Annotated in this window: 21 protein-coding genes; 10 read left to right on the top strand and 11 right to left on the bottom strand. The window is 67.5% G+C overall.

Annotated features, from left to right (window positions below):
- Positions 1–86 precede the first annotated feature (86 nt).
- Complete coding sequence (locus ACCD06_RS34245) at positions 87–995, top strand: DMT family transporter (protein ID WP_109156340.1); 909 nt, start codon at positions 87–89, stop codon at positions 993–995.
- Between the two features lie 10 nt (positions 996–1,005).
- Here the strand turns inward: ACCD06_RS34245 and ACCD06_RS34240 are convergent, their stop codons facing one another.
- The 3 genes from ACCD06_RS34240 to ACCD06_RS34230 all read right to left on the bottom strand — a co-directional run bounded on the left by ACCD06_RS34240 (position 1,006) and on the right by ACCD06_RS34230 (position 3,345).
- On the bottom strand, positions 1,006–2,805 hold the full coding sequence (locus tag ACCD06_RS34240) for an ATP-binding protein (RefSeq protein WP_413346921.1): 1,800 nt from the start codon (positions 2,803–2,805) through the stop codon (positions 1,006–1,008).
- Positions 2,806–2,930: 125 nt separating this feature from the next.
- Positions 2,931–3,053: a hypothetical protein gene (locus tag ACCD06_RS34235; RefSeq protein ID WP_256379198.1), complete on the bottom strand. Its 123-nt coding sequence runs from the start codon at positions 3,051–3,053 to the stop codon at positions 2,931–2,933.
- Between the two features lie 112 nt (positions 3,054–3,165).
- Positions 3,166–3,345 carry a DUF3553 domain-containing protein gene (locus ACCD06_RS34230; protein WP_169054748.1) on the bottom strand — a complete coding sequence of 60 codons (180 nt, stop codon included), beginning with the start codon at positions 3,343–3,345 and terminating at the stop codon, positions 3,166–3,168.
- Between the two features lie 123 nt (positions 3,346–3,468).
- On the opposite strand from ACCD06_RS34230, the gene ACCD06_RS34225 reads away from it, so the two are divergent.
- Positions 3,469–4,161, top strand: coding sequence for a histidine phosphotransferase family protein (locus ACCD06_RS34225; protein ID WP_109156338.1), 693 nt, complete (start codon positions 3,469–3,471; stop codon positions 4,159–4,161).
- 27 nt (positions 4,162–4,188) lie between these two features.
- On the opposite strand, the gene ACCD06_RS34220 is transcribed toward ACCD06_RS34225, so the two are convergent.
- On the bottom strand, positions 4,189–4,362 hold the full coding sequence (locus ACCD06_RS34220; RefSeq protein WP_169054747.1) for a hypothetical protein: 174 nt from the start codon (positions 4,360–4,362) through the stop codon (positions 4,189–4,191).
- Between the two features lie 204 nt (positions 4,363–4,566).
- Here ACCD06_RS34220 and ACCD06_RS34215 point away from each other — a divergent pair, with 204 nt between their 5' ends.
- The 5 genes from ACCD06_RS34215 to ACCD06_RS34195 all read left to right on the top strand — a co-directional run bounded on the left by ACCD06_RS34215 (position 4,567) and on the right by ACCD06_RS34195 (position 10,402).
- Positions 4,567–7,362 (top strand): chemotaxis protein CheW, encoded by a 2,796-nt coding sequence (locus tag ACCD06_RS34215; RefSeq protein ID WP_413346918.1) that lies wholly within the window; start codon positions 4,567–4,569, stop codon positions 7,360–7,362.
- Entirely contained in the window at positions 7,359–7,859 is a 501-nt protein-coding gene (locus ACCD06_RS34210; protein ID WP_109047908.1) for a chemotaxis protein CheW, read from the top strand. The genes ACCD06_RS34215 and ACCD06_RS34210 overlap by 4 nt, the downstream gene beginning before the upstream one ends.
- Positions 7,860–7,946: 87 nt before the next feature.
- Entirely contained in the window at positions 7,947–8,312 is a 366-nt protein-coding gene (locus ACCD06_RS34205; RefSeq protein ID WP_109150431.1) for a response regulator, read from the top strand.
- Between the two features lie 90 nt (positions 8,313–8,402).
- Complete coding sequence (locus tag ACCD06_RS34200; protein ID WP_109156336.1) at positions 8,403–9,566, top strand: protein-glutamate methylesterase/protein-glutamine glutaminase; 1,164 nt, start codon at positions 8,403–8,405, stop codon at positions 9,564–9,566.
- A complete protein-coding gene (locus tag ACCD06_RS34195) occupies positions 9,563–10,402 on the top strand; it encodes a CheR family methyltransferase (RefSeq protein WP_109150429.1) in 840 nt (279 codons plus the stop codon). Before ACCD06_RS34200 ends, ACCD06_RS34195 begins: the two co-directional genes overlap by 4 nt.
- A gap of 130 nt (positions 10,403–10,532) precedes the next feature.
- Here the strand turns inward: ACCD06_RS34195 and ACCD06_RS34190 are convergent, their stop codons facing one another.
- The 4 genes from ACCD06_RS34190 to ctrA form a co-directional block, all read right to left on the bottom strand.
- On the bottom strand, positions 10,533–10,757 hold the full coding sequence (locus ACCD06_RS34190; protein ID WP_109150428.1) for a hypothetical protein: 225 nt from the start codon (positions 10,755–10,757) through the stop codon (positions 10,533–10,535).
- Between the two features lie 48 nt (positions 10,758–10,805).
- Positions 10,806–11,024 carry a hypothetical protein gene (locus tag ACCD06_RS34185; protein WP_158282096.1) on the bottom strand — a complete coding sequence of 73 codons (219 nt, stop codon included), beginning with the start codon at positions 11,022–11,024 and terminating at the stop codon, positions 10,806–10,808.
- A gap of 113 nt (positions 11,025–11,137) precedes the next feature.
- Complete coding sequence (locus ACCD06_RS34180; protein WP_012977930.1) at positions 11,138–11,347, bottom strand: cold-shock protein; 210 nt, start codon at positions 11,345–11,347, stop codon at positions 11,138–11,140.
- 255 nt (positions 11,348–11,602) lie between these two features.
- On the bottom strand, positions 11,603–12,343 hold the full coding sequence (ctrA, locus tag ACCD06_RS34175) for a response regulator transcription factor CtrA (protein WP_109156335.1): 741 nt from the start codon (positions 12,341–12,343) through the stop codon (positions 11,603–11,605).
- 254 nt (positions 12,344–12,597) lie between these two features.
- Here ctrA and fliI point away from each other — a divergent pair, with 254 nt between their 5' ends.
- Both fliI and ACCD06_RS34165 read left to right on the top strand, forming a co-directional pair.
- A complete protein-coding gene (fliI, locus tag ACCD06_RS34170; protein ID WP_109156334.1) occupies positions 12,598–13,935 on the top strand; it encodes a flagellar protein export ATPase FliI in 1,338 nt (445 codons plus the stop codon).
- Positions 13,932–14,366 carry a flagellar export protein FliJ gene (locus ACCD06_RS34165; protein ID WP_109150424.1) on the top strand — a complete coding sequence of 145 codons (435 nt, stop codon included), beginning with the start codon at positions 13,932–13,934 and terminating at the stop codon, positions 14,364–14,366. The genes fliI and ACCD06_RS34165 overlap by 4 nt, the downstream gene beginning before the upstream one ends.
- A 232-nt stretch (positions 14,367–14,598) precedes the next feature.
- Here ACCD06_RS34165 and ACCD06_RS34160 read toward each other — a convergent pair whose 3' ends face one another.
- The 3 genes from ACCD06_RS34160 to ACCD06_RS34150 all read right to left on the bottom strand — a co-directional run bounded on the left by ACCD06_RS34160 (position 14,599) and on the right by ACCD06_RS34150 (position 16,662).
- Positions 14,599–15,177 carry a hypothetical protein gene (locus ACCD06_RS34160; protein ID WP_158282078.1) on the bottom strand — a complete coding sequence of 193 codons (579 nt, stop codon included), beginning with the start codon at positions 15,175–15,177 and terminating at the stop codon, positions 14,599–14,601.
- 115 nt (positions 15,178–15,292) lie between these two features.
- A complete protein-coding gene (locus ACCD06_RS34155) occupies positions 15,293–15,523 on the bottom strand; it encodes a hypothetical protein (protein ID WP_109156237.1) in 231 nt (76 codons plus the stop codon).
- 146 nt (positions 15,524–15,669) lie between these two features.
- A complete protein-coding gene (locus ACCD06_RS34150) occupies positions 15,670–16,662 on the bottom strand; it encodes a LysR substrate-binding domain-containing protein (protein ID WP_136701215.1) in 993 nt (330 codons plus the stop codon).
- 179 nt (positions 16,663–16,841) lie between these two features.
- Between ACCD06_RS34150 and ACCD06_RS34145 the strand changes: the two genes are divergently transcribed.
- Positions 16,842–18,014 (top strand): mandelate racemase/muconate lactonizing enzyme family protein, encoded by a 1,173-nt coding sequence (locus ACCD06_RS34145; RefSeq protein WP_413346911.1) that lies wholly within the window; start codon positions 16,842–16,844, stop codon positions 18,012–18,014.
- The last annotated feature ends 4 nt before the right edge of the window (positions 18,015–18,018 follow it).

The raw sequence follows: 18,018 nt of genomic DNA, 5'->3' as shown, positions 1-18,018 counted from the left end.
GGACGGGGCTGGCGCCGCTGGGTGTTTGACAGGGCGGCGGCCCTGCGGCTAGCTGGGCGGAAATGGTTGCAGGGAAAACAATCGTGATGGCGAGCGATAAGGTGGGAGCCGTTCCGGCGCCGACGGTGCCGAGCGCCGGGCGGGCGGCGCTGCTGACCCTGCTGGCGATGCTGGCCTTCGCCGCGAACTCCATCCTGTGCCGGCTGGCGCTGACCCAGACCGACATCGACCCGGCCGGCTTCACCCTGGTCCGCATCGCGTCCGGGGCCGCCAGCCTGTGGCTGATCGCCCGCGCCACCGGCCATGCGAAAGCGGGGGCCGGCAGCTGGCGCGGGGCGGCGGCGCTGTTGGCCTATGCCGCCGCCTTCTCCTTCGCCTATCTGACCATGACGGCGGGGACCGGGGCGCTGCTGCTGTTCGGGGCGGTGCAGGCCACCATGATCCTCGTCGGGCTCTATCGCGGCGAAAGGCTGGTGCCGCTGCAATGGGGCGGGCTGGCGCTGGCGCTCGGCGGGCTGGCACTGCTGCTGGCGCCCGGCCTGTCGGCGCCGGACCCGCTGGGGGCGCTGCTGATGATGGCGGCCGGAGCGGCCTGGGGCGTTTATTCCCTGCTGGGGCGCACCAGCCGCGATCCCATCGCCACCACCGCCGGCAACTTCCTGCGCGCCGCGCCGATGGCGGCGGTCCTGGCCCTGCTGGCGGCGCTGGCCGGTCCGCTGTTTGGCGGAGGCGTGCGCTGGGATCAGGGAGGGCTGGTCTATGCGGTGCTGTCGGGGGCGCTGGCGTCGGGCGTCGGCTATTCCATCTGGTATGCGGCGCTGCCCGCCCTGACCGCCGCCCGCGCCGCCTCGGTCCAACTGAGCGTCCCGGTCATCACCGCGCTGGTTGCGGTGCTGGCGCTGGGCGAGCGGATCACCCCGGTTCTGGCGCTGTCGTCGGTCGCCGTGCTGGGCGGCATCGCCCTGGTCATCGTCGGCAAGGCGCGACGGACCTAGGGAGAGTTTCTTATGCCGGGGCGGCCTGCACCTGTTCCAGAGGCCGCAGATCGTCCGGATGGGTGCGCAGGCGGGCCGGCGGGAACAGCACGGTGGCGGTGGTGCCGCGCCCCAGCACGCTGGACAGCACGAAGCGGCCATCCTGCAGCTCCACCAGCGACCTGACCAGCGGCAGCCCCAGCCCGGTCCCGGCATAGCGGCGGGTGTGGGAATTGTCGACCTGATGGAAGGGCTCCATCACCTGTTCCAGCTCCATGGCGGGGATGCCGATGCCGGTGTCGCTGACCCGCAGGCGCAGGCTGCGCGCCGCCCTGTCGGCCTCCACCGCGATCCGCCCGCCGGGCGGGGTGAACTTCACCGCGTTGGACAGCAGGTTCAGCAGGATCTGCCGCACCGCGCGGGCGTCGGCATGGAGGATGGGCAGGGTGGCGGGCAGCGCCGCCGTCAGGGTCACGCCCTTTTCCACCGCCAGCGGCTCCATCTGGCGCAGGCATTCGCCGATCAGGTCGCCGACCGCCAGATCCTCCTGGTGCAGCACGTATTTGCCCGATTCGATCTTGGTGGTGTCGAGGATGTCGTTGATCAGGCTCAGCAGATGCTGGCCGGACCGGCGGATATCGCCGACATATTCGGTCTGCTTGCCCGACATCGCGCCGAAGATGCCGCTTTCCAGCGCCTCGGCGAAGCCGATCACCGCGTTCAGCGGCGTGCGCAGCTCGTGGCTCATGTTGGCCAGGAACTGGGTCTTCGCCCGGTTGGCGGCGTCGGAGACCTGCTTGGCGGCGATCAGCTCCGCCTCGATCCTGTGGCGGGCGGCGATGTCCTGGATCAGCCTCCGCTGGCTGTCGCGCAGCGCCTGCTCGCTGTTCTGGAGGTCGGCGATGGCCCGTTCCCGCCGCTCCGCCTCGCGCAGCAGGGCCAGCGTCATCGCCGCCAGCACCAGCGTCCCGGCGAAGTCGGCCGCGGCAAGCGTCATCGCCTTCGACCACCAGGGGGCCAGCACCGCGTCCTGCGACGAGGACACCGTCACCACCAGCGGCATCTCGGCGGAAGCGCGATGGCTGAGGATGCGGCGCGGTCCGTCGACGGTGCCGTCCAGCATTTCGGTTCCCGCCCGCGCCTTTTTCAGCAGGTCGGTGAACAGCGGCAGGAATTGGGCGGAGCGGCCGATGAAGCCGTCATGGTCGGGGAAGCGGGCGATCACCGTGCCGTCGGCGTGATAGAGCGTCACCACCGCGTCGCCGGCCAGCGGAAGCGACTGGTAGAAGCCGCGGAAGGCCATCGGCTCCAGCACGGCGACCACCACGCCGGCGAAGCTGCCGTCTGGCGAATCCAGCCGCCGGCTCATGCTGAAGAACCAAGTGCCGGAGGTGCGGCCGCGCACGGGATTGCCGACGAAAATCCCGCCGTCGGGGATCAGCCGGTCGCGGTGGGCCATCAGGTAATCGCGGTCCGACAGGTCGACGTTCGCCGGCTCCAGCGTCTCGGTATCGTGGATCAGCCTGCCGTCGGCGGACACCACCAGGATGGCGCGGACCAGCGGCGACAGCGCGGCCTGACGGCGCAGAAGGGCGTGGATGTCGGCATCGCCGCGGGTCCAGCTGTCGGTCCGGACGGCCAGCACCTCCACGGCGCCGGCAAGGATCTTCGACACGCCGGACAGGGTGTCGCTCGCCTGGCGTTCCAGCACCAGCGCCATCGACGCCGTGTCCTCCCGCGCCCGGGAGATGGTCTGGTCACGCTGGTGCAGCAGGTCGTAGCCGACCATGGCGTTGAGGCCAAGGATCAGCGCCACACCGAATGCGCCCATTCCCCCTTTGAGACGCGAGATCAAGCAATGCCCCGCCGTGTCCGGTCATGGATCGACCGATCCTACACCGTGCGCCGGGCAGCCGGAAGTCGCCTTTTCGTGGAATTGAGCGGGGCGATGTTCTCCTACAGGCGGACGGACGTGCTGGAATAGCGCTCCGCGGTCGAATGGCCGACCGAGTTCAGCACCGCAGCCGTGCCCAGCGCGATCACCGCCGCGGCGGCGAAGCCGAGGATCATTGCCTTCATGTGGTCTCTCCCAAACAGGCGTCCGAAATCATTCGCATAAAAGCAAAGCCGCCGGTGCCGCGCAATCCGCGCTTTCCCGGAGTGCGGAGCCCCGAACACCAAATGCCGGACCTCAGATCTCGTCCGGATCGACCACCGTCAGCGAGATGACGTCCGAATCGATCAGCACCTTGCCCGCATGCTCGAAATTCACCGTGATGCGGTTGCGGATGGCCGACTGCACCTGTCCCAGCCCCCAGTCGGGCTGGTCCGGGTGGCGCACCCAGGCGCCGGGCACCAGCGAATCGTCCATGTCGCGTCCCATCCATGCCGCTATTCTACATAGGAAATGCGACCGCCTGTGCGGCGGCGCCCGGAGAGTATAGAGTCTCCGGCACCGCGCCGTCGCCGTTCCTTTTTTCCCGGAGTCCGCCCTGTGACCGAATCGTCCTCCCGCCCCGTCAGCGTCGACATCCGCGTGCTGGAACTGCTGGCGTCGAAGCTCTGCCATGATCTGGTCAGCCCGGTCGGCGCCATCCGCAACGGCCTGGAACTGATCGAGGAGATGCAGGAGGACGAGGAGGGCGGTTCAGCAGGGAACTCCGTTGGGGGCTTCCTGGGCGAGGCGGTGAAGCTGATCGACCATTCCTCCGGTCAGGCCGACCGCCGGTTGCGGGTGTTCCGGCTGGCCTATGGGGTCGCCGGGCGCGACCAGAAGGGATTCGGCGACGCCCGCGCCGCCGCCGCCGGCTATGTCGAGGGCGGGCGCACCCGGCTCGACTGGCCGGAGCGGGTTCCCCACGACATGACCGCCCAGCGCCGCGGCGTGGTGAAGCTGGTGCTGAATCTGGTGATGCTGGCGGACGAGGCGCTGACCCATGGCGGGTTGGTCTCCGTCGCCGCCGATGGCGACGAGACCGCCGGCCGCATCATCGTGACCGCTGCCGGGCGGCCGGGAACGCTCAACCCGGAGGCCGCGGCGGCGCTGGCCGGCACGGCGGGGGCCGAGGCGCTGACCCCGCGCACCATCCACGCCTATCTCGCCGGCCGGCTGGCCGAGAGCGACGGCTTCCGCATCGCCGTCGCCACCGAAAGCAGCGAGCGGCTGGTCTTCACCGCGGAATGGTGAGGCTCTCCGCCGCTCTTGCGGCTGCCCTTACAGCTGCTTGAAGATCCGCGGCTCCAGCACGACCTGCTCCACCCCGCCGGTGGTCTGGTGAGCGGTCGTGCGCAACGTGACCGCCAGATTGTGGCGCGCGGCCTCCGCCAGCGCGGCGTTGAGGCGTTCCACGGCTTCGCGCACGGATTGGGCGAGTTCGGCGTCGGTCATCGATCCTCCCTGTGACAATGAAACCCCGATCCTACCGGTGGAAGCTCCGGGAGGACTCCCTATCGGAAGAGGTAAGGTTCTCTTAATCAGTGTTTGACAGGCTCCCACCCTACCTGGACTGGAGCGCAACCGGCGGCCGGCAAAGCCGTCCGTTCGAGCCGCAGGCCGGCGCGGACCATAAACATTGGGCCTGGGGAATGCGACATGGATGATCTGCTGTCCGAATTTCTGACGGAAACCAACGAAAACCTCTCGGTGCTGGACGTCGAGCTGGTCCGGTTGGAGCAGAACCCCAACAATCCGGAACTGCTGTCGAACATCTTCCGGCTCGTTCACACCATCAAGGGCACTTGCGGCTTCCTCGGCCTGCCCCGCCTGGAGAAGGTGGCGCACGCGTCCGAGAACGTGCTGGGCAAGTTCCGTGACGGCGAACTGACGATCAACCCGGAAGCGGTGTCGCTGATCCTGCAGGCTCTGGACACCATCAAGAGCCTGCTGGCGGTCCTGGAAGCGACCGAGGCGGAACCGCCGGGCGACGACCTGCCGCTGATCGAGCGGCTGAACCTGTGCGCCGAAGGCAAGCTGGGCGGTCCCGCACCGGCCGCCGCCGCCGCGCCGCCCCCGCCGCCTCCGACCGCCCCCGCGGTCGCCGCGTCGGAGTCCCGTCCGGTGACCCTGGACGAGCTTGAGGCGCTGTGGAACTCCACCCCCGGCCCGAACGATATTCCCGCCCCGGCCGCCGCTCCCGCCGCCGGCACCGCGGTCGCCACCCGCGCGCCCGAGCCGGCCGAGGAGCCGGCCCCGTCGCAGGACCTCGTCGTGCCCGACGCCGAGCCGGCAGCCGCCAAGATGCCGGCCCCGGTCGCCCCGATGGCGAGTGGCGGCGGTTCGGCCGGCGGCGGTGCCGCCGATGCGGGCGCCGAGGCCGCGACCAAGGAATCAGCGGTCGCCGCGCAGACCATCCGCGTCAACGTCGACCTGCTCGAAAACCTGATGACCATGGTGTCGGAGCTGGTGCTGACCCGCAACCAGCTGCTGCAGATCCTGCGGTCGCAGAAGGAGAGCGAGTTCGCCGCCCCGCTGCAGCGCCTGAACCATGTGACGTCGGAGCTGCAGGAAGGCGTCATGAAGACGCGCATGCAGCCCATCGGCAACGCCTGGGCCAAGCTGCCGCGTCTGGTGCGCGATCTGGCGCACGAACTGAACAAGAAGATCGACCTCCAGATGCTCGGCGCCGACACCGAGCTGGACCGCCAGGTGCTGGAGCTGATCAAGGACCCGCTGACCCACATGGTGCGCAACAGCGCCGACCATGGGCTGGAGATCCCGGCGGAGCGCCTGAAGGCCGGCAAGTCGGAGACCGGCCGCATCACGCTGAACGCCTATCACGAAGGCGGCCACATCATCATCGAGATCCAGGACGACGGTAAGGGCCTTGCCATCGACCGGATCAAGCAGAAGGCGATCCAGAACGGGATGGCGTCGGAAGGCGAGCTGGCCTCGATGACCGACCAGCAGATCATCCAGTTCATCATGAAGCCGGGCTTCTCCACCGCTGCCAAGGTGACCAACGTGTCGGGCCGCGGCGTCGGCATGGACGTGGTGAAGACCAACATCGAGAAGATCGGCGGCACGATCGAGATCAAGTCGGCCCAGGGCAAGGGCTCGACCTTCGTCATCAAGATCCCGCTGACGCTGGCCATCGTCTCGGCCCTGATCGTGGAATGCGCCGGCGAACGCTTCGCCATCCCGCAGATCAGCGTGGTCGAGCTGGTGCGCGCCGCGTCGGACAGCGAGCACACCATCGAACGGCTGAAGGGCACGCCGGTGCTGCGCCTGCGCAACCGCCTTCTGCCGCTGGTGTCGCTGCAGCAGCTGCTGCGGCTGGACGACAGCGAGGGCGCCGCCAAGACGGAGGACGAGACCTTCATCGTCGTCACCCAGGTCGGCACCTACACCTTCGGCATCATGGTCGACCGCGTGTTCGACACCGAGGAAATCGTTGTGAAGCCGGTGGCGCCGATCCTGCGCCACATCGAGATGTTCTCGGGCAACACGATCCTGGGCGACGGCTCGGTCATCATGATCCTGGACCCCAACGGCATCGCGTCGGCCACCGGCGAGATGGCGATGGGCGAGGCCGCGGGCAAGGAGACCACCGCGGTCCAGACCCAGCGCCAGGAGGACAAGATGGCGCTCCTGCTGTTCCGCGCCGGCGAGGGCGCGCCCAAGGCGGTGCCGCTGTCGCTGGTCGCCCGCCTGGAGGACGTCGATCTCGCCACGGTCGAGCTGTCGAACGGCCTGCCGGTGGTCCAGTACCGCGGCAAGCTGATGCCGCTGGTGCCGATCGACCCGAACTTCGTCGTCGCCAACGAAGGCCGCCAGCCGGTCCTGGTCTTCGCCGACGGCGACCGCTCGATGGGCCTGATCGTCGACGAGATCGTCGACATCGTCGAGGAGAAGCTGAACGTCCAGCTGGCCGCGGAGCGTCCCGGCCTGATGGGCTCGGCCATCATCGCCGGCAAGGCGACCGAGGTGATCGACGCCGGCTTCTTCCTGACCCAGGCCTACAAGGACTGGTTCGGTTCCTCCGCCCAGGAGGGGTTCGAGGAGGAGAAGCTGCAGCGCGTGCTGCTGGTCGACGACAGCCCCTTCTTCCGCAACCTGCTGACGCCGCTGCTGTCGGTCGCCGGTTACGACGTGACGGCGGTGGAGAATGCCGGCGACGCGCTGGCTCTCTGCGAGGCGGGCGAGGACTTCGACGTCATCGTCTCCGACATCGAGATGCCGGGCATGAGCGGCTTCGACTTCGCCGAGGCGGTGCGCCACGGCAGCCGCTGGCAGCGTGTGCCGATGGTGGCGCTGTCCAGCCACGCCAGCGCCCGTGACCTCGACCGCGGCCGGATCGCCGGTTTCAACGACTATGTCGCCAAGTTCGACCGTGACGCGCTGCTCTTCGCGCTGCAGCAGACGCTGACCGAACAGAAAGGTGCCGCATGAGCAACGCCAAGCTGCCGTCCACCGTCCGGAAGTCCAGGGGCGACGATCTCGTCGTCTCCGGCAACCAGGACTTTGTGACCATGACGATCGCCGACCAGATGTTCGGCATCCCGGTCCTTCAGGTGCAGGACGTGCTGGGCCATCAGCGGATCACCCGCATCCCGCTGGCCCCGCCGGAGGTCGCCGGATCGCTGAACCTGCGCGGCCGCATCGTCACCGCCATCGACGTCCGCCTGCGGCTCGGCCTGACCGGCCGGCCGAAGGACAAGCCGGGCATGTCGATCGTCGTCGACCTGCGCGGCGAGCTGTACAGCCTGATGGTCGATTCGGTCGGCGAGGTGCTGAGCCTGACCAAGGAGGACTTCGAACGCAACCCGGCGACGCTGGATCCGCGCTGGCGGGAGGTCTCGACCGGAATTTATAGGCTGAACGGCCAGTTGATGGTTGTGCTGGACGTGCCCCGTCTGCTCAACTTCACAACCATCGAGACGGCCTGACGGCTCGCGGCGCTCTTCGCGATGGAGAGCGCCGCTCCGGCCCGGCCGGCTTTTGCCGACGAACAGATGACCTGAGGCCCTGCCGCAATGAAATCCTGCCTGGTGGTCGATGACAGCCGCGTGGTCCGCAAGGTCGCGCGCAAGATCCTGGAAGAGCTGAACTTCGCCTGCAGCGAGGCGGAGGACGGCAGGCAGGCGATGGAAGCCTGCGCGGCGCAGATGCCCGACGCCATCCTGCTGGACTGGAACATGCCGGTGATGACCGGGATCGAGTTCCTGCGCCGGCTGCGCAAGATGAGCGGAGGCGAGCAGCCCAAGGTGGTGTTCTGCACGACCGAGAACGACCTTGCCCACATCCAGGAGGCGCTGTCCGCCGGGGCCAACGAGTACATCATGAAGCCCTTCGACAGCGACATCATCCAGACCAAGTTCGCGCAGGTCGGCCTTCTCTGATCCTGGCCGCATTCCAGGCCCGGGCGCCGGGAGAAGCCGCCCGGGAAAAAGCCGCGTTGACTATGTCGAGTTGAAAGGCGAATCGCCGTTATGTCGGACAGTTTTGGCAGAGGCCCCCTCACCACCGCGCGACCGGCCAACCCGGATCCCGTCCGGGTCATGGTGGTGGACGACTCCGCCGTCATCCGTGGCCTGCTGACCCGCGCGCTGGAAGGGGACCCGGACATCCGCGTCGTCACCTCCGTCGGCGACGGACAGATGGCGGTCAATTCGCTGCAGCGCAATTCCATCGATGTCATCGTGCTGGACATCGAAATGCCGGTGATGGACGGGCTGACCGCCATCCCGAAGCTGCTGGCGGTTGCGCCGCAGGTGAAGATCATCATGGCCTCCACGCTGACCTTGCGCGGGGCCGACGTTTCGATGCGCTGCCTGTCGGCCGGTGCCGCCGATTACATCCCGAAGCCGACCTCCACCCGCGAGATCGGCGGGGCGGAGGACTTCAAGCGCGAACTGGTCGCCAAGGTCAAGGCGCTGGGCGCCGCCGCCCGGCGTGCCGGGTCGCGAAGCCGCGGCGAGATCCGCCCGCTGACCCCGGCGGCTCCGGTCGGGCTGCTGAAGCGCGAGGTCGGGCCGATCACCACCCGCCCGGCCCCGGCCGGCATCGCGGTGAAGCCGGACGTGATCGCCATCGGCAGCTCCACCGGCGGCCCGCAGGCGCTGTTCGAGGTGCTGTCGCACCTGAAGACCGGCGTCAGCCAGCCGATCCTGATCACCCAGCACATGCCGGCGACCTTCACCACCATCCTGGCCGAGCACATCAGCCGCCAGTGCGGGATCGACGCCCGCGAGGCCAAGGACGGCGAGCCGGTCGTGCAGAACCGCTGCTATATCGCGCCCGGCGACTTCCACATGCTGGTGGCGCAGCGCGCCGGCACCAACGTGATCGCGCTGAGCAAGGATCCGCCCGAGAATTTCTGCCGCCCGGCGGTCGATCCGATGATGCGGTCGATCCTGAAGGCCTTCGGCGGACGCAAGATCCTGGCCTGCATCCTGACCGGCATGGGGCAGGACGGGCTGAAGGGCTGCACCGACGTGGTCAACGGCGGCGGCACCCTGATCGCCCAGGACGAGGCGTCGAGCGTGGTCTGGGGCATGCCCGGTGCGGTGGCGCAAGCCGGCATCTGCAACGCCATCCTGCCGCTCAAGGAAATCGGTCCCCACATCCGCAAGCTCGCTTCGAGGGCAGCATGAGAGTCGAAGATTTCGACATGTTCTCCACGCTGCTCAAGCAGCGTTCCGGCCTGGTCCTCACCCGCGACAAGGCATACCTGCTCGAATCCCGGCTGATGCCGGTGGCGCGCAAGTGGAACATGAAGGGGCTGGAGGAGCTGGCGACCACCGTCCGCACCCGCAAGGACGAGGCGCTGCTGCGTGACATCACGGAAGCGATGACGACCAACGAGTCGTCCTTCTTCCGCGACCAGAAGCCCTTCGACCAGTTCAGGCAGCTGGTGCTGCCGAGGCTGATGGAGGCGCGGGCGGCCAAGCGCAGCTTGCGCATCTGGTCGGCCGCCTGTTCGTCGGGCCAGGAAGCCTATTCGCTGTCGATGATCCTGAACGACGAGGCGGCGAAGCTGGCCGGCTGGCGCATCGAGATCATCGGCACCGACATCTCGGCGGAAATGGTGGAGCGGGCGAAGGCCGGCATCTACACCCAGTTCGAGGTGCAGCGCGGCCTGCCGATCACCATGCTGGTGAAGCATTTCAAGCAGAACGGCGACAAGTGGCAGATCAGCCAGCAGCTGCGCCAGATGGCGTCGTTCCGCGAATGGAACCTGCTGGGCGACCTGTCGCCGCTGGGCCAGTTCGACATCGTCTTCTGCCGCAACGTGCTGATCTATTTCGACCAGCCGACGAAGGCGAAGGTGCTGGAATCGATTTCCCGGCAGATGCCGCAGGACGGCGTTCTGTATCTGGGCGGCGCGGAAACGGTGCTGGGCATCACCGACAAGTTCAAGCCGGTGGAAGGCCAGCGCGGCCTCTACAGCATGGGCGGCTTCTCCGCCGCCGGCGCCAAGGTGGCATGAACCCTGGGGCTTCGCCCTGACGGATGTCATCCCCGCGAAGGCGGGGATCCAGACTTTCAGCTTAAGCACTTGAAATGGCTGGATCCCCGCCTTCGCGGGGATGACGGCCAGCCAGGAAGGGCACTGCTTCTCAGGCCGACGGCGTGATCGACTTGATCGGGCCGCGCGGGTTGCCGGACATTTCCGCGATCTTGCGGTCCTGCGTCTCGATGAAGGTGCGGATGGAGTTCTCGCGGTCGAACTGGTCGATGTCGGCGGTCGGCACCTTGCGGTTCGAGGTGCGCGCACCGTCCTGGTAGATCACATCGAAGAGCGCGAAGGCGTTTTCGACGGGTTGCTTCTTCTGACGGGCCATGGCCTGTCCTCCGTATGGTCGCGGTCGGCCGCGCTTGCGGTCGCCCGGTCAGGCATTGTTGGTATCGGTCTTCGTGTCGGTGTCGGTCGAGACGGCGTCATCCTGCACGTCCGCATCGTCCTGCCCACTCTGTTCGCCATCGATCTGGTCGCCGGCGCGGCGGGCGGCGACGCCTTCCTCGCGGCGCTGCAGCCGTTCCTGCTTCTTCTGTTCCTTGGCCCGGTTGCGCTCGGCCCGCTGCTGGTTGTAATTCGGTTTGAAAGCCATAGCGGTTCTCCTCTGGGCAGAGCCCTGCGTCTGGGCAACAGGGACTTGTGCAACACGGAAAAAGGGCACCGGTTTCCCGATGCCCCTTTTTCCGCAGGTCGGCGGTCAGGCGGTCAGACCGCCTTCAGATTTTCCGCCGAGGTCTTGCCACGCTTCGGATCGCGCTGCTCCTCGTAGGAAATCTTCTGGCCATCGACCAGGCTGCGCAGCCCGGCGCGTTCGACAGCGGAGATGTGAACGAACACATCCGGGCCGCCGCTTTCCGGCTGAATGAAACCGAAGCCCTTGGTGCTGTTGAACCATTTGACGGTGCCGACGGGCATGTCTGTCTCCCATAACGCGAAGGGCGCCGCACCACCGGTGCGGCGCATCAGACTGGGTGTGGGAATGGCGGCCCCCAAATGCCCGCTAAGGCATGATCGCGATGGCGAAAAAAGGAGGGCTGAGCGTGGGAGCGTTTGAACGCCCCGCAGTCCGAAGCAGAATGACCAATCAGACATGGGAACGCCCGGTCCCCCTTTCAAGGCGAAAGACGGCCGGGCGTTCGATGGGCGGACGAAAAGAATGCGGGCTTGCTGTCAGCCGGCGGCCTGCTGCTGCGGCACGCGCGGCGGCGGCGGGGGATTGGCCTCGGCGACTTCCTCGTGCGGGTCGCGCAGCACATAACCGCGGCCCCACACCGTTTCGATGTAGTTGTCACCCTGGGTTGCGGCGGCCAGCTTCTTGCGCAGCTTGCAGACGAAGACGTCGATGATCTTCAGTTCCGGCTCGTCCATCCCGCCATAGAGATGGTTCAGGAACATCTCCTTGGTCAGCGTCGTGCCCTTGCGCAGGCTCAACAACTCCAGGATGCCGTATTCCTTGCCGGTCAGGTGCAGCGGCGACTGGTCGACCTCCACCGTGCGGGTGTCGAGATTGACGGTCAGGCGGCCGGTGCGGATGATGCTGTCGGAATGGCCCTTCGACCGGCGGACGATGGCCTGGATGCGGGCGATCAACTCGCGCTTGTCGAACGGCTTGGTCAGGTAATCGTCGGCGCCGAAACCCAGCCCCTTGATCTTGTTGTCCATCTCGGTCAGGCCGGACAGGATCAGGATCGGGGTGGTGACGCGCGCGGCGCGCAGGCGGCGAAGAACTTCGTACCCGTCGATGTCCGGCAGCATCAGATCAAGAATGATGATGTCGTAGTCATAGAGTTTGCCGATCTCCAGCCCGTCTTCACCCAGGTCGGTAGAGTCGACGATGAATCCTTCCGTGTTCAGCATCAGCTCGATGCTTTTGGCGACGGAGGAATCGTCTTCAACCAGCAGAACCCTCATGGCGATATCCCGACGTTTGATGGCGCGCTTTCGCTACCCGACTCTGGTAATGGTCCCCGATCCTTGATGATCGATTTCAACCATCCCGTTTACACAAGTTAACAGACGATTCAGCTTAACGCCAGCGCCAAGCGCTTACACAACGTTAATCCTTCCATCGCAAGATGCGATCATGGTGGTTAACGTCGCCTCCGTCCACAGAACTACCACTTAATAGGAGCGCGTTCCGTCTTGGGAACGCCGGTATCCGATCCATGCCGTTCGATATCGATCAGTTGATCCGCGACATCGACCAGATTCCCGACTGCAGTCGTTACGGCCGCGTCACCGCCGTGTCCGGCCTGATGGTCGAGGTCGGCGGGATCGAAAAGGAATTGTCGGTTGGTGGCCGCTGCATCGTCGAGACGCGCGACCGCCGCCGTATTCCGTGCGAGGTCGTCGGCTTCCGGCAGGGGCGGGCGCTCGCCATGCCCTTCGGTGCGCTGGACGGGGTGGGGCTGGGCTGCCGTGCGCTGGTGGCCGGCGACCAGGCGATGATCTACCCGACCGACGCCTGGCTTGGCCGTGTCGTCAACGCGCTGGGCGAGCCGGTGGACGGCAAGGGGCCGCTGCCCAAGGGGCCGCAGGGCACGCCGATCCGCAACAACCCGCCCAATGCGCACTCGCGCGCCCGGGTGGGGGGCAAGCTGGACCTGGGGATCCGCGCCATCAACGCCTTCCTCACCTGCTGCCGCGGCCAGCGCATGGGCATCTTCGCCGGATCGGGCGTCGGCAAATCGTCGGTCATGTCGATGCTGGCCCGCTTCTCCGCCGCCGAGGTCGCGGTGATCGGCCTGATCGGCGAACGCGGACGCGAATTGCAGGAGTTCATCACCGAGGATCTGGGCGAGGAAGGCCTTGCCCGCAGCGTCGTCGTCTGCGCCACCTCCGACGAGGCGCCGCTGATGCGCAAGCAGGCGGCCTACATGACTCTGGCGGTGGCCGAGCATTTCCGCGACCAGGGTCGCGACGTGCTGTGCATGATGGACAGCGTCACCCGCTTCGCCATGGCCCAGCGCGAGATCGGCCTGTCCGCCGGCGAACCGCCGACGACCAAGGGCTATCCGCCGACCGTCTTCGCCGAGCTGCCGCGCCTGCTGGAGCGCGCCGGGCCGGGGGTGGTCGGGGCGGGCACCATCACCGGCCTGTTCACCGTGCTGGTCGACGGCGATGACCACAACGAACCGATCGCCGACGCCGTGCGCGGCATCCTGGACGGCCACATCGTGATGGAACGCAAAATCGGCGAGCGCGGGCGCTACCCCGCCATCAACATCCTGCGCAGCGTGTCGCGCACCATGCCCGGCTGCAACACGGCGAACGAGAACGAACTGGTCGGCTATGCCCGGCGCCTGCTGTCCTCCTACGACAACATGGAGGAGATGATCCGGCTGGGCGCCTATCGCCGCGGCACCGACCCGCAGGTGGACGAGGCGATCCACTACCAGCCGGCGCTGGAAGCCTTCTTGAAGCAGGGCAAGCGCGAGGCCACCGATCTGGAGACCAGCTACGCCATGCTCGCTGAAATCTTTGGGGTGCAGTGGCCGCAATGAGCCTGAAAACGATCATCCGCCTGCAGAAGCTGCAACTGGACGAGAAACGTCGCGTCCTGGCGGAACTCCACACGCTCGCCGACCGGCTGCGCAACGAGATCGAGAAGGTGAAGCAGGAGATCGCGCACGAACAGGAAACGGTGCGCGACGACTTCTCCGTCTCCTTCACCTATTCCAACTTCGCCCAGGCGGCGTTGGAGCGCGGCCGCAAGCTGGGCGAATCCTTGGGCCAGGTGGAGGCGCAGATCAACATCGCCACCGACGAGATGGCCGAGGCCTTCCAGGAGCTGAAGCGTTACGAACTGGCGGAGGAGGAGCGGCTGAAGCGCGAGCGCGACAAGCAGAAGCGCAAGGAGGCCGCGATGCTGGACGAAACCGCGCTGGTCGGGTTCAGGCGCCGGCAGGCGGAGGAAGAGGCGGCCGGGGGGTGAGGTTTGGGGGTGTGGGTGTCGGCTGACGGTGGCGTTAGACCCCCACCTAACCTCCCCCGCTCTCAGCGGACCTATGGTCCGCCTGCCGCGTCAGCACAAAGCATAGCTTTGTGCGAGAGCTGGGCGGGGGAGGGACTGCCGCCGCCTTTCCGAACAAGCACTTACCCCCTCCCCTGCGAAGCGGGGGAGGGTTGGGGTTGGGGCAATCGAAGCCGACCCTCAGCCAAACCCTTCAAACCGTTACCGAAACCAGTCCGCCCGGTGACCCGCCGCCAAGCCCGCCGGTCGCGGCCGGAGTGAAGCCGCCGGTCGTCGGTGTCGCAGCACCAAACCGCGCGGTCGTCCCGCTGCCTCCCGAAGCACTCGCGAAGGATACGCCGATCGACGTGGCGGCCGACCCGGAGTCGGTCGCCGCCGGGGTATAGCCACTGCCCGACGATGCTCCTGTTCCACCGGTGGAGCCGTCCGTCGATCCGTTCGCCCCCGTCTTCGCCGCGGCCGACTTCCGCTCGTCCTCCTGGGCAAGGCGGCTGGCGGTGCGGCGGTATTCCTCGACGACGCGCTGGGAGGGGATCTGGTCCTGGGTTTCGCCGGTGTCGAAATCGCGGAAATACAGAACAGCCACCCGCGCGCCTTGGTCATAGCGCAGGAAGGGGCTGATATAGCCGGGGCCGGAAGCCTTCTCCGCCTCGGCGCTCGCGGCTGTGCCGGTGCCCTCGGCGGGAAGCGACGTGGAAGCGGATCCTGCCTCCGTCGGCTGGAAAGCCGTCGGGCGGATTGCCGTCGTGCTGGAAACGCCACGGATCTCCATCGGTGCCTCCCGCGCTTCTTGCCCGCATTCCAGGCGTTGCCGTTGAGACGGCCCCCAGCCGGGCGCCGTCCCGCTTCGCTCTCCCAGCCGTCCCCTCTACGCGACCCGGTCCGGTTCAGACCGAGATATTGAGGTTCTGGCCGCGGGTGGGGGTGGTGTTGCCGCCGCTGGAACCGCTCTGGACCGTCTGCGCCTCCTGCTGGCGGCGGGTGCGCTCGGTTTGGTCTTCCTGCGCGGATTCGACGGGGGAGGTGGACCGCTGCGCCGCGGCCGGGCCGCTGCTGAGCGGGGTGACGTAGGGCTGCTGCTGATAGCTGCCGATACCGCCAATGCTGCTGACGCCCATGATCGTTCCTCCGGTCGCTGACGCGACGCTTCCTAACCTAACTAGGCAAATTTTGCCCGATCGGAAGGGTTAGCGCCAGCGAAATCGCGCGGTTGGACAGCTTTTGTCGAGAATGTCAACGATCAAAGTGGCTTGCGGCCAAAGGGTCACAACTCTTTTTCCGCAACCGGCTCCGCTCCGGCAACCGGGGCTGAGGCCTCCGCCGTCGACTCGGCATTGCGCCACAGGGCGGCTTCGACCGCGAGCGTCCAGAAGCTTTCGGCCGCCTTGCTCTGGCGCGCGCGCGGGCGGACCAGCCGGATCTGCACCGGAACGGTCCAGCGCTCGTCGCCGGCCGGCACCCCGGCGCGCACCAGGGTGCCGCGCGCCAGATCCTCGGCGATCAGGCTTTCCGGCAGCCAGGCCACCCCACGCCCGTCGCGCGCCAGCGTGCGCAGAACCGCCGCGAGGTGGGAGGTGAAGACGGTGTCGAGCGCCGCGGGCAGCGGCTGCGCCGCCCGCACCGCCTCCAGGATGCGGCCCATGCCGGATTCGCGGCTGTAGGACAGGTGCGGCAGCGGCGCGTCCTGACCGTCCGCCAGCAGATGGCGTGGCCGGCCGGCGGCATCGGGGGCGGTCACCGCCAGCAGCCGGTCGCCGCCGACAACGACGGAGCGGAAGGACTCCGCATCCAGCCGGCCGGCCGCCGCCGGGTGGGCATGGCAGAGCAGGAACTGCGCCTGTCCGGCCAGCATCAGCCGCTCGCAGGCTTCCATGCTGTCGGACGACAGGGTGATGGCGCCCAGTCTTGCCCGCGCCTCCAGCGCCCGCAGCCAGGAGGGGAAGAAGGTCAGCGACAGCGCATGGGTGGCGGCGAAGCGCAGGGTCGCGGCCTCCGACTGGGCGGCGAGCCGGGCCTCCTCGCGGCCCTGCAGCAGGCGGCGCACGGTCTCGTCGGCGAAGGGGCGGAAGCGGCGCCCGGCCTCCGTCAGCGTCACCGGCTGGGCGCTGCGGTCGAACAGCGGGGTGCCGGCCCAATCCTCCAGCGCGCGGATGCGGCGGCTGAAGGCCGGCTGGGTCAGGTGGCGCGCGTCGGCGGCGCGGGAGAAGTTGCCGCAATCCACCAGCGCCAGGAAATCGTCGAGCCAGGAGAGTTCCATCGCTCAATCTTCGTCACGGAATCTTCGTCGCGGGATTTTCGTCACGTCTGCCGGGCCGGCATTCCGCCGCCTATGCCGAACCCGCATGAAGCGTTCCGACCTTGGCATTGGCCCGGCGGCCCGCACCATCCCTACAGTGCCCACATCGAACGCGCCACCACGCTGCAAGGGGAACCGCCATGCGCATCGTCGAAATCCGCGAGCAGACCGCCGGCATCAAGTCCGACATCGCCAACGCCTTCATCGATTTCAGCCAGATGACGTGCAGCGTCGTCGCGGTGGTCACCGACGTGGTGCGCGATGGCAAGCCGGTGATCGGCTACGGCTTCAACTCCAACGGCCGCTATGCCGCCGGTGGGCTGCTGCGCGAGCGCTTCATTCCCCGGCTGATGTCGGCCGCGCCCGACAGCCTGCTGGACGACAGCGGCGAGAACCTGGACCCGTTCCGCATCTGGGCGCGGCTGATGACCAACGAGAAGCCGGGTGGCCATGGCGAGCGCTCCGTCGCCGTCGGCACCATCGACATGGCGGTGTGGGATGCCGTGGCGAAGATCGCCGGCGTGCCGCTCTACCGCCTGCTGGCCGACCGCTTCCGCGGCGGGGTGGCCGACGACAGCGTGTGGGTCTATGCGGCCGGCGGCTATTACTATCCCGGCAAGGATGTGAAGGCGCTGCAGGACGAGATGCGCAGCTACCGCGACCGCGGCTACAAGGTCGTCAAGATGAAGATCGGCGGCGCCCCGCTGGAAGAGGATCTGCGGCGCATCGACGCGGTGCTGGAGGTGGTCGGGTCGGGCGAGAACCTGTGCGTCGACGCCAACGGCCGTTTCGACCTCGACACCGCCATCAAGTATGCCGAGGCGCTGAAGCCCTACGGCCTGTTCTGGTACGAGGAGGCTGGCGATCCGCTGGATTATGCGCTGCAGGCCGAACTCGCCAACCATTACGACCGCCCGATGGCGACCGGCGAGAACCTGTTCTCCCACCAGGACGCCCGCAACCTGATCCGCCATGGCGGCATGCGGGCCGACCGCGACTGGCTGCAGTTCGACTGCGCGCTGAGCTATGGTCTGGTGGAGTATCTGCGCACGCTGGACATGCTGAAACACAATGGCTGGTCCAGCCGGCGGGTGGTGCCGCATGGCGGGCACCAGATGTCGCTGAACATCGCCGCCGGCCTGCATTTGGGCGGCAATGAATCCTACCCCGACGTCTTCAAGCCCTTCTGCGGTTTCGCCGACGGTATCGCAGTCGAGGATGGCCGGGTGCGCCTGCCCGATCTGCCCGGCGTCGGCTTCGAAGCGAAATCGGAACTGTTCGCGACGATGAGCGGGCTGCTGGAAACCCGGTAACGCT

The organism is Azospirillum sp. CT11-132, from assembly GCF_047302835.1.
Taxonomy (GTDB): Bacteria; Pseudomonadota; Alphaproteobacteria; order Azospirillales; family Azospirillaceae; genus Azospirillum.
Note: the sequence above shows the minus strand (reverse complement) of the source record. Positions and strands in the feature narration are given on the sequence as shown.

What these genes read in the sequence shown, in the direction of transcription:
- ACCD06_RS34245 (WP_109156340.1), top strand. Translation starts at nt 87, where the DNA reads ATGGCGAGCGATAAGGTGGGAGCCGTTCCGGCGCCGACGGTGCCGAGC.
- ACCD06_RS34240 (WP_413346921.1), bottom strand. Translation starts at nt 2,805, where the DNA reads ATGGGCGCATTCGGTGTGGCGCTGATCCTTGGCCTCAACGCCATGGTC.
- ACCD06_RS34235 (WP_256379198.1), bottom strand. Translation starts at nt 3,053, where the DNA reads ATGAAGGCAATGATCCTCGGCTTCGCCGCCGCGGCGGTGATCGCGCTG.
- ACCD06_RS34230 (WP_169054748.1), bottom strand. Translation starts at nt 3,345, where the DNA reads ATGGACGATTCGCTGGTGCCCGGCGCCTGGGTGCGCCACCCGGACCAG.
- ACCD06_RS34220 (WP_169054747.1), bottom strand. Translation starts at nt 4,362, where the DNA reads ATGACCGACGCCGAACTCGCCCAATCCGTGCGCGAAGCCGTGGAACGC.
- ACCD06_RS34215 (WP_413346918.1), top strand. Translation starts at nt 4,567, where the DNA reads ATGGATGATCTGCTGTCCGAATTTCTGACGGAAACCAACGAAAACCTC.
- ACCD06_RS34210 (WP_109047908.1), top strand. Translation starts at nt 7,359, where the DNA reads ATGAGCAACGCCAAGCTGCCGTCCACCGTCCGGAAGTCCAGGGGCGAC.
- ACCD06_RS34205 (WP_109150431.1), top strand. Translation starts at nt 7,947, where the DNA reads ATGAAATCCTGCCTGGTGGTCGATGACAGCCGCGTGGTCCGCAAGGTC.
- ACCD06_RS34200 (WP_109156336.1), top strand. Translation starts at nt 8,403, where the DNA reads ATGTCGGACAGTTTTGGCAGAGGCCCCCTCACCACCGCGCGACCGGCC.
- ACCD06_RS34195 (WP_109150429.1), top strand. Translation starts at nt 9,563, where the DNA reads ATGAGAGTCGAAGATTTCGACATGTTCTCCACGCTGCTCAAGCAGCGT.
- ACCD06_RS34190 (WP_109150428.1), bottom strand. Translation starts at nt 10,757, where the DNA reads ATGGCCCGTCAGAAGAAGCAACCCGTCGAAAACGCCTTCGCGCTCTTC.
- ACCD06_RS34185 (WP_158282096.1), bottom strand. Translation starts at nt 11,024, where the DNA reads ATGGCTTTCAAACCGAATTACAACCAGCAGCGGGCCGAGCGCAACCGG.
- ACCD06_RS34180 (WP_012977930.1), bottom strand. Translation starts at nt 11,347, where the DNA reads ATGCCCGTCGGCACCGTCAAATGGTTCAACAGCACCAAGGGCTTCGGT.
- ctrA (WP_109156335.1), bottom strand. Translation starts at nt 12,343, where the DNA reads ATGAGGGTTCTGCTGGTTGAAGACGATTCCTCCGTCGCCAAAAGCATC.
- fliI (WP_109156334.1), top strand. Translation starts at nt 12,598, where the DNA reads ATGCCGTTCGATATCGATCAGTTGATCCGCGACATCGACCAGATTCCC.
- ACCD06_RS34165 (WP_109150424.1), top strand. Translation starts at nt 13,932, where the DNA reads ATGAGCCTGAAAACGATCATCCGCCTGCAGAAGCTGCAACTGGACGAG.
- ACCD06_RS34160 (WP_158282078.1), bottom strand. Translation starts at nt 15,177, where the DNA reads ATGGAGATCCGTGGCGTTTCCAGCACGACGGCAATCCGCCCGACGGCT.
- ACCD06_RS34155 (WP_109156237.1), bottom strand. Translation starts at nt 15,523, where the DNA reads ATGGGCGTCAGCAGCATTGGCGGTATCGGCAGCTATCAGCAGCAGCCC.
- ACCD06_RS34150 (WP_136701215.1), bottom strand. Translation starts at nt 16,662, where the DNA reads ATGGAACTCTCCTGGCTCGACGATTTCCTGGCGCTGGTGGATTGCGGC.
- ACCD06_RS34145 (WP_413346911.1), top strand. Translation starts at nt 16,842, where the DNA reads ATGCGCATCGTCGAAATCCGCGAGCAGACCGCCGGCATCAAGTCCGAC.